This is a genomic window from Lysinibacillus sp. BPa_S21 (assembly GCF_023337795.1).
In the GTDB taxonomy this organism is placed as follows: domain Bacteria; phylum Bacillota; class Bacilli; order Bacillales_A; family Planococcaceae; genus Lysinibacillus.
Window position 1 is genome coordinate 61,082 of record NZ_JALIRS010000015.1, and the last position, 13,460, is coordinate 74,541.

General features: G+C 34.8%; 15 protein-coding genes and 1 riboswitch. Of the genes, 11 read left to right on the plus strand and 4 right to left on the minus strand.

The window, feature by feature from the left end; all coding sequences use genetic code 11:
• Window positions 1–53 precede the first annotated feature (53 nt).
• From guaA to MOK21_RS21040, 3 genes are all read left to right on the plus strand, one after another.
• Window positions 54–1,604: a glutamine-hydrolyzing GMP synthase gene (gene guaA / locus MOK21_RS21030; protein WP_249075904.1), complete on the plus strand. Its 1,551-nt coding sequence runs from the start codon at window positions 54–56 to the stop codon at window positions 1,602–1,604.
• A gap of 166 nt (window positions 1,605–1,770) precedes the next feature.
• On the plus strand, window positions 1,771–2,700 hold the full coding sequence (locus MOK21_RS21035) for a tyrosine-type recombinase/integrase (RefSeq protein WP_249075905.1): 930 nt from the start codon (window positions 1,771–1,773) through the stop codon (window positions 2,698–2,700).
• Window positions 2,701–3,444: 744 nt separating this feature from the next.
• Window positions 3,445–4,224, plus strand: a complete 780-nt coding sequence (locus tag MOK21_RS21040; RefSeq protein WP_249075906.1) for a DUF4145 domain-containing protein — start codon at window positions 3,445–3,447, stop codon at window positions 4,222–4,224.
• Window positions 4,225–4,519: 295 nt separating this feature from the next.
• Here the strand turns inward: MOK21_RS21040 and MOK21_RS21045 are convergent, their stop codons facing one another.
• On the minus strand, window positions 4,520–5,068 hold the full coding sequence (locus MOK21_RS21045) for a tyrosine-type recombinase/integrase (protein WP_249075907.1): 549 nt from the start codon (window positions 5,066–5,068) through the stop codon (window positions 4,520–4,522).
• Window positions 5,069–5,675: 607 nt separating this feature from the next.
• Here MOK21_RS21045 and MOK21_RS21050 point away from each other — a divergent pair.
• The 6 genes from MOK21_RS21050 (at window position 5,676) to MOK21_RS21075 (ending at window position 8,454) form a co-directional block, all read left to right on the plus strand.
• Entirely contained in the window at window positions 5,676–6,230 is a 555-nt protein-coding gene (locus tag MOK21_RS21050; protein WP_249075908.1) for a helix-turn-helix domain-containing protein, read from the plus strand.
• A gap of 101 nt (window positions 6,231–6,331) precedes the next feature.
• The gene (locus MOK21_RS21055; protein ID WP_249075909.1) at window positions 6,332–6,706 is read left to right on the plus strand and encodes a hypothetical protein; all 375 of its coding nucleotides are present in this window, start codon (window positions 6,332–6,334) and stop codon (window positions 6,704–6,706) included.
• A gap of 14 nt (window positions 6,707–6,720) precedes the next feature.
• Window positions 6,721–7,338 carry a hypothetical protein gene (locus MOK21_RS21060; protein WP_249075910.1) on the plus strand — a complete coding sequence of 206 codons (618 nt, stop codon included), beginning with the start codon at window positions 6,721–6,723 and terminating at the stop codon, window positions 7,336–7,338.
• A gap of 62 nt (window positions 7,339–7,400) precedes the next feature.
• Window positions 7,401–7,718, plus strand: coding sequence for a hypothetical protein (locus tag MOK21_RS21065; protein WP_249075911.1), 318 nt, complete (start codon window positions 7,401–7,403; stop codon window positions 7,716–7,718).
• Between the two features lie 25 nt (window positions 7,719–7,743).
• Complete coding sequence (locus tag MOK21_RS21070; RefSeq protein ID WP_249075912.1) at window positions 7,744–8,103, plus strand: hypothetical protein; 360 nt, start codon at window positions 7,744–7,746, stop codon at window positions 8,101–8,103.
• 78 nt (window positions 8,104–8,181) lie between these two features.
• Complete coding sequence (locus tag MOK21_RS21075; protein ID WP_249075913.1) at window positions 8,182–8,454, plus strand: type II toxin-antitoxin system HicB family antitoxin; 273 nt, start codon at window positions 8,182–8,184, stop codon at window positions 8,452–8,454.
• Between the two features lie 306 nt (window positions 8,455–8,760).
• Here the strand turns inward: MOK21_RS21075 and MOK21_RS21080 are convergent, their stop codons facing one another.
• From MOK21_RS21080 to MOK21_RS21090, 3 genes are read right to left on the minus strand one after another with little or no spacing between them, the layout of a single operon-like run.
• Window positions 8,761–9,303, minus strand: coding sequence for a DUF7010 family protein (locus MOK21_RS21080; protein WP_249075914.1), 543 nt, complete (start codon window positions 9,301–9,303; stop codon window positions 8,761–8,763).
• A gap of 10 nt (window positions 9,304–9,313) precedes the next feature.
• Window positions 9,314–9,730, minus strand: a complete 417-nt coding sequence (locus MOK21_RS21085) for a hypothetical protein (RefSeq protein WP_249075915.1) — start codon at window positions 9,728–9,730, stop codon at window positions 9,314–9,316.
• A complete protein-coding gene (locus MOK21_RS21090) occupies window positions 9,727–10,167 on the minus strand; it encodes a LytTR family DNA-binding domain-containing protein (protein WP_249075916.1) in 441 nt (146 codons plus the stop codon). Before MOK21_RS21090 ends, MOK21_RS21085 begins: the two co-directional genes overlap by 4 nt.
• A gap of 323 nt (window positions 10,168–10,490) precedes the next feature.
• Here MOK21_RS21090 and MOK21_RS21095 point away from each other — a divergent pair, with 323 nt between their 5' ends.
• Window positions 10,491–11,159, plus strand: coding sequence for an MOSC domain-containing protein (locus MOK21_RS21095; protein ID WP_249075917.1), 669 nt, complete (start codon window positions 10,491–10,493; stop codon window positions 11,157–11,159).
• A 219-nt stretch (window positions 11,160–11,378) separates the two neighbouring features.
• Window positions 11,379–11,480: riboswitch (purine riboswitch) on the plus strand.
• A 132-nt stretch (window positions 11,481–11,612) separates the two neighbouring features.
• Window positions 11,613–12,917: an NCS2 family permease gene (locus tag MOK21_RS21100; protein ID WP_249075918.1), complete on the plus strand. Its 1,305-nt coding sequence runs from the start codon at window positions 11,613–11,615 to the stop codon at window positions 12,915–12,917.
• Window positions 12,918–13,460 lie beyond the last annotated feature (543 nt).

Consider the following 13,460-nt stretch of genomic DNA (forward strand, 5'->3'; position numbering starts at 1 on the left):
TTTCTTTGAACATATGTAAAGTTCCTTTAAAAATAGTAGAAGAGGTGGAAATTTTGTCAGCAAGCCCTTTATTAGAGCAAGAAAAAATCGTTGTTCTTGATTTCGGTAGCCAATTTAACCAATTGATTACGCGTCGTATCCGTGAATTTGGTGTTTTCAGTGAGTTACATCCCCATACGATTACAGCAGAAGAAATTAAAAATATGAACGCAGCAGGTATCATCTTTTCAGGTGGTCCAAACTCAGTTTATGACGAAAATGCTTTCCATGTAGACCCAGCTATTTTCGAATTAGGTTTACCAATCCTAGGTATTTGCTATGGTATGCAATTAATGGCCCATACGCAAGGTGGTAAAGTTGAAGGTGCTGAAACACGCGAATATGGTAAAGCAGAAATTAAAGTAACAGCTTCAAACAAATTATTCGGTGACTTACCAACTGAACAAATCGTTTGGATGAGCCACGGTGACCATGTAACAGAAGTTCCTGCTGGCTTTGAAGTAATCGCAACAAGTGCTGCTTGTCCTATTTCAGCAATGGCAAATGTAGAACGCAAGCTATATGCAGTACAATTCCACCCAGAGGTACGTCACTCTGTATATGGTAATGACTTATTACGTCAGTTCGTATTTGACATTTGTGAAGCAAAGGGCGATTGGTCAATGGCAAACTTCATTGAACTTGAAATCGCAAAAATCCGCGAAACAGTAGGCGACAAAAAAGTATTATGTGCACTTTCTGGCGGTGTAGACTCATCAGTTGTTGCGGTTCTAATTCATAAAGCAATTGGCGATCAATTAACTTGTATGTTCGTAGACCACAACTTGAACCGTAAAGGTGAAGTTGAGCAAGTTATGAAAACATTCACAGAAGACTTCGACATGAATCTTATTAAAATTGATGCACGTCAACGTTTCATGGATAAACTTGCGGGCGTTTCTGATCCAGAACAAAAACGTAAAATTATCGGTAACGAATTTATTTACGTATTCGATGAAGAAGCGGCTAAACTTGAAGGCATGGACTTCTTAGCTCAAGGTACGCTTTACACAGATATCATTGAATCTGGAACATCAACTGCTCAAACAATTAAATCACACCATAACGTTGGTGGTCTTCCAGAAGACATGCAATTCCAATTAATTGAGCCACTTAACACATTATTTAAAGACGAAGTGCGCGCATTAGGATTAGAGCTTGGCCTTGACGAAAAAATCGTTTGGCGTCAACCATTCCCAGGCCCTGGTCTAGGAATCCGTGTACTTGGTGAAGTAACAGAAGAAAAACTAGAAATCGTACGCGAGTCTGATTTCATCCTACGTGAGGAAATCGCAAAAGCTGGTCTTGATCGCGACATCTGGCAATACTTCACGGTATTACCTGACATCCGTTCAGTTGGTGTAATGGGTGATGCACGTACGTATGACTACGCAATCGGTATCCGTGCGGTAACATCTATCGACGGTATGACTTCTGACTGGGCACGCATTCCTTGGGATGTACTAGAGAAAGTCTCTGTCCGCCTAGTAAATGAAGTAAAACACGTTAACCGCGTACTGTATGATATTACATCTAAGCCACCAGCAACTATCGAGTGGGAATAGACTAGACAGTTTTTGATGGCTAAGGCTCTCAGGAATGCAGTAATAGCAAGGGTTTGGCAGTGTTATGGTGCTGAGAATTGCACTGTTCACTAGCAACAATTATATATCAGAAAATAGCTCTCTTTTATCACAGTAATCATGCTGTAGATGGAAGGGGGCTATTTTTGTGACCAAAATTATTGAGCTGATGGATGACTTTAAAATTGAACAGCAAATTAAAGGTAGAAAACAAGATTACATTGAGCAATGCCATTTTAGATTGAACAAATGGCGAAATTATGTACACTGTAATTTTGAAATTGATGATGTTGAGGAAGTTAAAGCAAAGCATATCAAGCAGTATATTCTCCATGCCCAAAAGTTAGGCAAAGAAAGAGCTATCACTATTAACAATGCTTTAGCAACATTAAGGGTGTTCTATAAATATTTAGTTGAGGAAGAATTTATAGATGAATTTGATAATCCTATGAGAAAAATTGAAAGTTTAAAAGAAGATAGGAAAGTCATTCTCACCTTTAATGATGATGAGGTTAGCAGAATTCTAAATGATGTTGCAGAAGAAACCTATAACAATGTCAGAGATAAGCTGATGCTAATAATGTTATTTGATACAGGTATTAGGGTTTCAGAATTATGTTCAATAAAGAACAGTGATATAGCTAGAAGACACATTTTGATTCATGGTAAAGGCTCAAAAGAAAGAATGATTTACATCAGCAAGACCATGAGAAGGTATATGAGAAAGTATGAGGAGCTTAAAACAATTAGGTTCAGTAAGAAAAGTTCTGATGAAATTGAAGAGTATTACTTTTTAGACCAGTATGCTCAGAAGCTACATAGGTCTAGGATTAATAAAATTTTAAAAGAACACTGTAAGAATGCAGGTGTTAGGAAAGAGGTTAGATGTTCACCCCATGACTGTAGGCATTACTTTGCACAGAAACAATTAAGGAATGGGATTGATGTTTATAGTCTCAGTCAATTGCTAGGGCATTTTGATACCCAAATGACTACAAAGTATTTAAGAGGTCTTGAGCAAGAGGATGTATTAGAAATTGGCAGACAAAAAAGCCCTTTAAACAATATCAAGTTTTAAGGCAAATGAAAAAGAGTGCTATTGGAGTAGCACCCTTTAACAAATAAATATGATTACACTAAAATGCTGACAACATAAGTGTATTATTAGAACCTACTTTAACATTTTCAAAAAATGAGGTCAAGTGGGCTTATTTAATAATGCTTTTTTTAGTGATAGTCCATTCAGGTTGCCCACTAACTGAATGTAAAAATAAAATGGTCAGGTTATGGCTTAACCAATGCAGTAAATAAGTCTAGGGTACAATAAAGCATCTCCTTGTTGATGCTAGTATCTGAATGGTGTTGACTACCAATTTAAAGGTCAGGAGTGGAAGGTCTGAATAGCTAAAGCTATTGCAGGATATACCATTTGCTAAAGAGCTTGCTGAGTTTCTCATAACAGTAGAATAGGCATTTACAGCAGTTATAAAGATGATTGTATGAACTTTAGCAGCTATCAGGGGCAGAAGTAGATAGTAGGTATATTGAGAGTAATCTCACATTAACAAGGGCATACAAGACTGGATACCTCAAATGAAGGATTCATGAAAATACATAATGTAATGACTGTCTATGTTTCAGATTCTATTAAGTTAGTTTTTGAAATGTAGGCAGTCATTTTTGCACCAACCTGTTGTCCTCAACTCTGGCTTCATGGTAGGGGTTAACTACTTGGGATGCAAGGGAAATAATGATTTTAAACAATTCTCTTTGTATGTAGTATAATTAATGGAAATAACTAGACTTTAAGGAGGTCATTTTTATGGAAAGAGCTATTTGTTTAGAGTATGAAAGTGTAAGTTTGCCACAGTTTATTGACTGTTCTCCTTACAATAGTTGTCCCCACTGTAACTTAAGAATTCATGCCAAAGCCATTGTAGTACATAATACAGACAGATATGAGCTAGTAAAAGATAACCACCCCCATTTTGCAGATGTTCTACAAGAAGAAAAAAGTGTTCGGAAATTGGTAGGGTATGATACAAGTGTTTTGTACCAATGTGCTACAGATGTATGCGGAAAATTATTTCTAGTTGATTATCAAAGTGATATATCTGGTTTTTCTAACAGGGCTAGTGATAGTAGAGTTGTTAGAGTGATTCCTGCTCCTAAAGTTGATTTGAATGTAGAGGTAGAAATCCAAAAAATTTCTCCTAACTTTTATTCTATATATGAGCAATCATTTAATGCTGAAAATCAAGGTCTTTCACAAATTTGTGGTATGGGGTACAGAAAAGCACTGGAGTTTTTAATTAAAGACTATGTAATATTTTTAAATAATGACCAAGTAGATTTTAATGAACAAAAAATACTAGCTAAGAACTTAGGGGCAATAATTAATCAAGATATTTCTAGTCAAAGAATAAAAGATATGGCAAGTAGAGCTACATGGCTAGGGAATGATGAAACACATTATCTTAGAAAATGGGAAAATAAAGATGTACAGGATTTGAGAAATATTATTCAGGTTGTTCTGCATGAAATGAATATGGAGATTTTATACAGAAAAACTCTTGAAGATATGCCTCATGGAATAAAATAATTGACTGTTACTGATTAATTAAAAACTCGAAGTTATTTTTGTTGCTTGTATTTTAGGTACACTTCTTGCGGGGGAATCAGTACCCCAACCCCCCTGTACCCCCTAATCAACTTGATAAAACATTTTATTTATGCTTTGGGATAAATAGTGTTCGCAAATCAGGTGATAAAAGAACAAATTTTTATTCCTTGATTTTATTGGCTTCAAAGTGTTCGCAAAGTTTGTCTCTAAAGTATCAGGACAAAAAGAAAGAGAGACAACAGCACAAAGCCATTGCCTCAAAAGGTTTTACATATTATATTCCAAGGTTTAGAGAAAGTATTACTTTGTTGGCTTCATCCTGTGTAACTCCAATATATCTGAGGGTTACAGCCTGTGAGCTATGATTAAAGATATACTGTAACATGGCTAAGTCTGTTCCACTCTTATAAGCATTGTAACCAAATGTTTTCCTGAGGCTATGACAGCTTAGGGTAATACCTACCATATCTCCTGCATGAGCTACTATTCTATGAGCCTGTACCCTGCTTATTGGCTTACCCCTATTCTTATTACTGTAGAATAAGTAATCCCCCTCCTGTAGCTGTTTAGCCTCTACATAATCCCTTATCAATAGCTGTAGCTTAGGGTTAAGAGGTACAGACTTTTCTTTATTGGTTTTTTCTTCTCTGTCTTTCCATATCCCTTTTAAACTGTCCTTAACATTAGCTTTCAATATATCAGATATCCTTAATCCTGTATGTAAAGCATAATATAACAGCAGATATTGCTTACTGCCTTTCTTGTATACCTCCATGACATCCTTAATCAGTTTCATATCAGTTATTGGCTGAGCTGTATTCATTTTATGTATCCCCCTGTAAAAATGTAATATCTAATACTCATTATGTTACATTTTCTATTGGTTTTAACTAGAATAACATAGAAGAGCTGATGTATCAACATTTAGTAGGTAACATAATTACATTGTGTTACATTTTTAATCTACCAGCATCAGTCTCTTTCCTCTCTTTTTCCTCTTTCCTAATTAGCAGTAGAAAGGAAGGTCAGGGAGGTTGATATTGTACAGAAAAAAGTTTTTTTATATTAGAGGGACTCCTGATTTCTTGGGTTTTTCAGTAGTCAATCCCTTGATACATCTGCATTTTACTGTGTTAAAAAATCCAAGACCACAACAAAAACATACCCCTCCCCTTGTTTTTTATATACCCTATATTTGAAAATAACCTACAAGCTGTCACATTTTTTAGGTGGCATCTAATTATAGTACTGAGGATAAGTTGACACCATGCTCTAAATAACATAGGGGGCAAGTGTACTTAACACTATAGACTGTAAAGAACTGATAGACAGTATAGAGATGATAGGTTGTAAAGAAAGTAAAGGTATTATAGTACAACTCAACTCTTGTACAAATTACAGTAACAATATAAGGGAGAAAATAAATAATTATGAATACAGTTGCAGAAAAAGGTAATTCAAAACATATAGCAAGGGAGTCCATCCAACAGGGGAAAGCATTGCTCAAGGAAAAACTTTGTAGCTCTGATATTAAGCAAGAGCCTTTTGCACATCTATCAATCAGGGAATCTTTCAATATGGATACTGATGAGTTTGAGAAAAAGGCATTTCTTTCATTAGACAAGGATTTCATTGCACAGGGAGGACTTTCTAAGCTCCATCCATCAGCATTGAAAGTATTGCTTGTCATCTCAGCTCATACTGATGTAGATGGCTATGCATGGATTTCACAGGAGAGCATTGGGAAGCTAGTGGGACTTACTAGACAGCAGGTAGGAGTAATCATTCATAAGCATCTATTGAACAATGTCTATCTTGACAGAAAGCTCCTAGAGGGCATCAAGGTTAGAAAAAGAGATGGGCAAGACTTCTATATGTACCATCCAATTAATTGTTATATGGACTATGAGGCTTATGATTCTGACAAAGACTTTGAGGGCATTGAGGATTATGAGGGAAATATTGAAACTTATGAAATTGACTAGAAGCTACTTTAATCAAATAGCCATAGATAAACTAGAGGCAAAGGAATTGAGTTAGTATACTTCTTTTCCACCACCAACAATACTAAGGAGGAATTTTTCAGATGGAAGAAAAGCAGGTAGAAGGACTACAGGAGAGAATATCCAAAAGGCAAGAGGTATGTAATCAGAGACATATGAATCTATCTAATGGAGTTTCCCTAGCATTCTCCAAAAATTACACATATGAGGATTTGACTGAGAAAGCAAAAGGTTTCTTGGATGGAAGCATTAATGCTGTGGAGCTAGGTGTAGAAAAATGTAATGAGTTTACTATTGATTGTAGGTCTGCTTTAAAATCATTGGACATAGAGCTACTAAAATTAAAAACTACAGCAGGTTTGACAATGCAACTAGGGAAAAATGAGGAATTCCTGACTACACAGAAGAAAATTGAAAACATTGAGGCACAAATAACCTTACTAAAACAATTCACATAATGGAGGAATTACAGATGAATAAACTACAAATGAAAGAACAAATGATGGCAGAACTTGAGGTATTGTCTACAAAAAGGCAAGCAGTTAGGGAGCATGTAGCATTGATTTCTACTACTAAGGAAAATGGTAGACATAAAATTGCTCAGCTAAAGGAACAGATTGAGGCTCATAAGATACAAAGTGAAAGCTCTACTGATTTGGCAACAGTAAAATCTCACTTGGAGGAGATTAGTTCACTGACAAAGGATGTTGAAATTCAGTCATTATTGAATGGTAAAGAGATTCAAGCACTTGAAACAATGATTAGCCCTTTGATTGAGGAGACTTTGGCTATTCATAAAGATGTAAAAGGTCTGTTTGGACAGTTAGAAAAGCTGTTTCTAGTTGAAATGAGCATTTCCACAATGGAGGAGGATGTAGCTTCTATTAACAGTATTAGTAATGAGATTAATAATGCACTTAGACATATGACTAATGAAATGATTGCATTTAAATTGATTCCTCATTCATCAACATCATACAGTTTTGCTCATAGTGATGCCTGGTATCATATTGGACAAATGCCTTTATATCCAAAGTGTAATGATTTAGCAATAGAACTAAAGGAATTCAAATATAATCAGAATTTGTAACTATGCATGGAGGGAGCTGATTGCTCTCTCTCTTTTTTATTTGATGAGGAGGAAGATAATAGATGTTAACTTTTGAGAAGTTTAATGAGATTTATACTGAGATGTTAAAGGAATTGGATGCTATTTCTACTATGCAGGAGCTATCAGATTTCTTCTTTGATAAGCATTTCCTTTTTCACATGGCTATTAGAAAAACTTATCATGTAATGTCACTGTATCCTGATTACTCAACAAGTCAGGAGCTATTCAAAATGGGAGCTTTGGCTGAGTATGTAAAAAATAAAAACAATGAATTAATGGAAGTTGTTAAACCAAGTTGGAAAAAAGAAGATGTTTCATCTGAGGAGACTAAAAAGCAGGATTTCAAGTTTGTAAACTGATTAAAAGAGAGAGGAGATAACAGGAATGGACAGTATAACTAAATTCAATGTATGGAAAGTTTCAGGAAAGCAAGCTGAGGTATGGTCTCCAATGGCTTGCAGGCTAGTATCTAAAAATACAATATCAAACTATATGACTGGCTATAGGATTGGACAGATTCTATACTTACATCATATTAAAGGGATGTCAGCTCCCGAGATAAAAAAAGTAGCAGGTTTTGGCTTAAATACTAATATGATTAAAAGTATTCTGAGAGGCTTTGGTAAAGATGCAGGGATCGAGGCTGTAGAGGCTTATCAAATTGCCATGTACATGATAGAACAAGAGCCTGAGGAATTAGAAAAGTTATATCAGATACAAATAAGTAGGAATGTAGGGAGTTGAGGCAGAGATGCTTTGGCTCTCTTTTTTTACATCTTGCCTGATATAATAAATCTAGGAACATTCTAGGAGGTTCATAAGATGGCTATGTACAGATACTATGCACAGATTAAATTAACAGATGAGGGTAACTATATTGTTACATTCCCTGATGTAGAAGGATGCTTTACTCAAGGGAGTACCATGCAAGAGGCTGTGGAGATGGCTGAGGATGCTTTGGGTGAGATGATGGTAGAATATGAGGATGAGGGTAACATCCCTGCTCATACAGCTCCTGAGAGCTTTAAGCTAGTTGATGGAATGTCAATGGTGCTAATAACTACAGATACTGATAATTTTAAGGAGGCTGTCTAATGACAGCTTCTTTTTTTCAGAGAGGAATAAATAATCACTGTAATAGCCTATAAGGTTTGCCTGTTGTTATGGCTGTAATAGAATTGCTGATAAATAATGTTGTAAAAGGATGGTTAACTTGCTACAATTATATTAATTCTACTGTGGTTTTAAGAGCAATATCTGATAAATGAATTGTTAGAAACCCTTGAATTTACTGTATTAATTAACTGTCTGTACGATATTACATCTAAGCCACCAGCAACAATCGAGTGGGAGTAATCCCCTTATCTGATTTCAAAAAAAGCTAGTCTGAATTTTTTTAGACTAGCTTTTAATTTCCTTTTTCAGCATTAAAAATAGGAAAAGTACACCAATTTCTACGATTAACGAAACAAAAATAATATTCAGATGGAAGAAGATTACACTTATTAGGATTGCTAAACAAATAAATATTGAGCTATATCGATAACTTTTAGATTGATAAAAGAATGAATACGGTAACAAATGTGCCCCGTAAATAATTGCGTATGCAGGTAAGACCCACATAGGTGCTTTAAGTAATAGAAGAATACAAATAAATAAATATAAAATTTGATTGTTTGTTGCAATCAATAGTCCATTAATCAATGGATTTTCTTTATAAAGTAAATCAACATTTAATATTTTGGCACAAAGAGTTGAAACGGGGAACAGCAATGCACCACAAGATAAAACACCAATATTTTTAATCATTAAATCTAAAGGCAGCAATGCGATTACTGTGATAACTCCCCAAATAAATATAGAGGCCATTATAAAAGGAAGTCCCTTCTTTTGTTTCTGCGAGATATCATTTAATAGTACTTGTAAGCTAGTATTGAGGTTCATTTTAGTCTCCTTAATTTTCAAGCGATCTGTTCAAACTATCCGCTATTTTTTTATTTTCATATTTTGAGAAAAAATAAAATCCGATGATATGACCAATCAACGTTATCACTAAAATTAGCAATAAATAAGGTTTGATAATTTCAAATGCTTTCAGTGAAAAAAGATATACACTTCCTATGCCACAGAAAAAATTCAAAAAAGTACTAATAGTAATTTTAGATGTTACTTTTAATGTTGAGTAGTTCCACAAATATGGATAAGCGATACCAAAAACAATCCCCAACAGCACGCTAATACCAATTAAATTCCAAATGTAAAGAAAGTTGACTATTTCTTCGTGAAGATTAAAAATAGTCATTAAAAAAATAATCCAAATCAACCCCAAAAATGAAACGTATAAAAAGCTATTTTTTAAATCTTTTATCATATCAATTTCTCCTTAATAGATTTTGCATAATGTCTACTGACAATATACTTATTTTGTTGTTTTGTAATAACTTCCAATCTAGCATGACTTCCCGAAGCAAATGAGTGTATTTGATTCAAATTCAAAATCATTGAATTATTGATTCTAACCAATCCGAAAGACTCCAAGTAAGATAATTCTTTTAAAATCTTATTCAGCAATAGTTCTGTACCATTTATTAAAAAGATTTTGGTGAAATGACCGGATGCTTCAATTGCCTCGATGTCTTTGAGTTCAATCATAACCTGACGATTTGTTTTGAAATCTGTTGCGCTCAATGTTATAGATTGAAAAAAACGCTGTTCAATTGTCGAAAGTAATTCTTTATTCGATGGGTTACTGATAATCTCGATTTCAGAAGATGGCTGATTGTTTTTCCAAATGTAGTTGAATTTCATGTGGATTTTCCTTTCTGTTTTAAGCGTAGCAACACTGCTCAAAATTTACGATGATTTTTCGTTTTGTTGCAAAAAAAATAGACTTTGTTACATTCTTTCAGCAAATGTCTTTATGGAAGATGAATACGGATTTATTAAGTTACTTTTCAAGGGATAGGCAAAACCCGGTGAAATATTGTAAGTAGGAGTTGGGAAGTAGAGGATGTTAAGTCGTAATATATTACAGTTCTTGGAATTCTTTCTTTAAGGATAATACTTTTGGAGCGTTAGGTATAGTAAACTAATATAAATGGGACTCTATGTCGTTGTTTAGGGGGATGAAAATGGAGAACAATATTGCGATGATTCATACACTTGCTGTTGGGATGCCGAAGGAATTGCATTATAGTAATGGGCGCTCAATGATGACAGGGATTGAAAAGCGAAAAGTACAAGAAGTTTATTTGTCTGTCCGTGGATTTGAGGGGGACGATGTAGCAGATAAAAAACATCATGGTGGTCCTGACCGTGCCGTTTGTTTATATCCTGCTGAGCATTACATACAATGGGAACGGGAACTAGGTAAACCGTTGCCGATAGCAGCATTCGGTGAAAACTTAACAGTCACGAATATGTTGGAAGCGGATATTTGTATTGGCGATATTTATAAAATTGGTGATGCTGTCATCCAAATTACCCAAGGACGTGTACCATGTAGTACGATTGACAAATATACTGAGGCGAACATATTACTCAAACGCTTAATTGAATCAGGTTATACTGGTTTCCTTGCACGTGTACTAGAAGAAGGGACAATCTGTGCAGATTCTAAAATTGAATTAGTTGAAAAGCACCCTGCGCGTGTTTCAGTTTTGCATTGCAACGAAGTATATTTTAAAAATAAGGACGCACTTGCGATGAAACATATACAAGCAGTTGATGCATTAGCAGAAGATTGGAAACAAAAATTAGAAAAAAGAATTCAGGCCTTGCAAAGTAAAGTGATGAATTAAGCATAAAGAAAGAAGTAAAAATCCTCTGGAATTCAAATGAGTTCTAGGGGATTCTCTATTTTATAACGATAGATAAAACGTTCAGTCTTAACCTATTAATACAATGATTTTTTTTAAATGTGAACATTAAATAAGAATTTTACACGAACTTTCGTATAACTTTTCTTAAAAATGTTCGGAAATAGGGTTGAAATCTAAAAAATGAAATGATATATTACGATTGTAAATTAAATATGTCGTCGTATAATGTCGGGGATAAGGCCCGTGAGTTTCTACCAAGTTACCGTAAATAACTTGACTACGATTTTAGTTATATATACCAATGTATAGACACTAATTAATTTCTCACAATAATTGTGATGAAATGTATCGTAGACATGCGACTAGTAGAGTAGTCAGTGTGTCTTTTTTGTTTTCGATATTGAGGACGACCATACGGAGGATTTCTTTAAAATGAAAAAGTATTTCATGTTCGATGAATTAGGAACTACTTATCGCCGAGAAATAATAGGTGGTATTACTACATTCCTTGCTATGGCTTACATTTTAGCTGTTAACCCTGGTATGTTAGAAAATGCAGGAATGGATAAAGGTGCTGTATTCGTAGCTACAGCATTAGCAGCAACAGTCGGTTCTCTGATTATGGGTATATTCGCTAAATTCCCAATTTCACTTGCTCCTGGTATGGGCTTAAACGCATTCTTTGCCTTCACTGTTGTTGGGGCTTACGGTATTCCTTGGCAGACTGGTTTAACAGGTGTTTTCTTCTCAGGTGTTATCTTTATCATTCTTTCGTTAACGGGTATTCGTGAAACAGTAATTAATGCAATTCCAGTACAACTGAAATATGCAGTTTCAGCAGGTATTGGTTTATTTATAACATTTGTAGGTTTACAAGGAGCGGGCATTATTGTAAAAAGCCCAGCTACATTGGTGACTCTAGGATCATTCACCGGCGCAACTTTACTAGCTGTATTCGGGATTGTCCTTTCAATTATTCTTATAATTAAACTTCGTAGTGTTGGTATTTTCCTAGGGATGGTTATAACAGCGATTGTTGGTATGATTACAGGTGTGATTGAACCTCCTACAGCAGTTGTTTCAGCAATTCCGAGTGTGGATTCTACATTTATGGTAGCTTTAAAACCTATTTTCCATGACTTCGGTTCATTATTAAACGTTAAATTTTTAGTTGTTGTGTTAACATTCTTGTTTGTAGATTTCTTTGATACAGCAGGTACTTTAATGGCAGTGGCGACACAAGCAGGATTAGTAAAAGATAATAAATTACCACGTGCAAGCCGTGCGTTAATGGCTGATGCTCTTGCAACAACAATTGGTTCATTATTTGGTACATCAACAACTACAGCATATGTAGAGTCTACTTCTGGTGTAGCAGCAGGAGCGCGTTCAGGTTTCTCTGCTGTTGTAACTGCAATGCTATTCCTGGTTGCATTATTCTTCTCACCGTTACTTGCTGTGGTAACTCCAGCAGTGACAGCACCAGCACTAGTTATTGTAGGTGTTCTGATGGTATCTTCATTACGTTTAATTGATTGGGATAAATTCGAAATTGCAGTACCAGCTTTCTTTACAGTAATAATGATGCCTCTTGGTTACTCAATTGCTACTGGTATTGCGATAGGTTTTGTATTCTATCCAATAACAATGCTTTTAGCAGGTCGTAAAAAAGAAATTCACCCTATGATGTACGGATTATTCTTTGTCTTCCTTGCATACTTTATCTGGGTACGCTAATTAAATACAGATTCGAACTATAAAGAGCACCTCGATTGTTAGAAACGAAACCTAACAATTGCAGGTGTTTTTCTTATTAGAGGATATAAACGATCTCAATGTAAGAAAGCTAAGCTTCATTAATTTATATCGGAGAGGAATCAAGAGGGATTGAATTGCTCGATTAAATTTTATATGTTGATTTCTATTTTATAGAAGAAACTCCTTTTCAATTAGTAAGAATAGTTTTACTTTAATAATCCACTTGCAAACTTACTATTAAGGTGATATATTTATAAACGTTGTTACGAAACACATAACAATTTAAAAAATACTAACACAAATGGTTGACATAGAGTTAACGCCGTGTTAAAGTATAGAAAGTCACTTAATTGTGACGAATTAATGAACCTTGAAAACTGAACAAGCAAAACGTAATCAATAAAGTTTTCAGTAACTAACTTTGAGTTAGTGAACGAAACAAAATTTTGGACATCAAACATGATGCCAGCAAAACAATTTGAGCTAATCAAATTTCTTTTTATGGAGAGTTTGATCCTGGCT

What these genes read in the sequence shown, in the direction of transcription:
- MOK21_RS21100 (WP_249075918.1), top strand. Translation starts at nt 11,613, where the DNA reads ATGAAAAAGTATTTCATGTTCGATGAATTAGGAACTACTTATCGCCGA.
- MOK21_RS21095 (WP_249075917.1), top strand. Translation starts at nt 10,491, where the DNA reads ATGGAGAACAATATTGCGATGATTCATACACTTGCTGTTGGGATGCCG.
- MOK21_RS21085 (WP_249075915.1), bottom strand. Translation starts at nt 9,730, where the DNA reads ATGATAAAAGATTTAAAAAATAGCTTTTTATACGTTTCATTTTTGGGG.
- MOK21_RS21050 (WP_249075908.1), top strand. Translation starts at nt 5,676, where the DNA reads ATGAATACAGTTGCAGAAAAAGGTAATTCAAAACATATAGCAAGGGAG.
- MOK21_RS21075 (WP_249075913.1), top strand. Translation starts at nt 8,182, where the DNA reads ATGGCTATGTACAGATACTATGCACAGATTAAATTAACAGATGAGGGT.
- MOK21_RS21040 (WP_249075906.1), top strand. Translation starts at nt 3,445, where the DNA reads ATGGAAAGAGCTATTTGTTTAGAGTATGAAAGTGTAAGTTTGCCACAG.
- MOK21_RS21070 (WP_249075912.1), top strand. Translation starts at nt 7,744, where the DNA reads ATGGACAGTATAACTAAATTCAATGTATGGAAAGTTTCAGGAAAGCAA.
- MOK21_RS21065 (WP_249075911.1), top strand. Translation starts at nt 7,401, where the DNA reads ATGTTAACTTTTGAGAAGTTTAATGAGATTTATACTGAGATGTTAAAG.
- MOK21_RS21090 (WP_249075916.1), bottom strand. Translation starts at nt 10,167, where the DNA reads ATGAAATTCAACTACATTTGGAAAAACAATCAGCCATCTTCTGAAATC.
- MOK21_RS21080 (WP_249075914.1), bottom strand. Translation starts at nt 9,303, where the DNA reads ATGAACCTCAATACTAGCTTACAAGTACTATTAAATGATATCTCGCAG.
- MOK21_RS21045 (WP_249075907.1), bottom strand. Translation starts at nt 5,068, where the DNA reads ATGAATACAGCTCAGCCAATAACTGATATGAAACTGATTAAGGATGTC.
- MOK21_RS21055 (WP_249075909.1), top strand. Translation starts at nt 6,332, where the DNA reads ATGGAAGAAAAGCAGGTAGAAGGACTACAGGAGAGAATATCCAAAAGG.
- MOK21_RS21060 (WP_249075910.1), top strand. Translation starts at nt 6,721, where the DNA reads ATGAATAAACTACAAATGAAAGAACAAATGATGGCAGAACTTGAGGTA.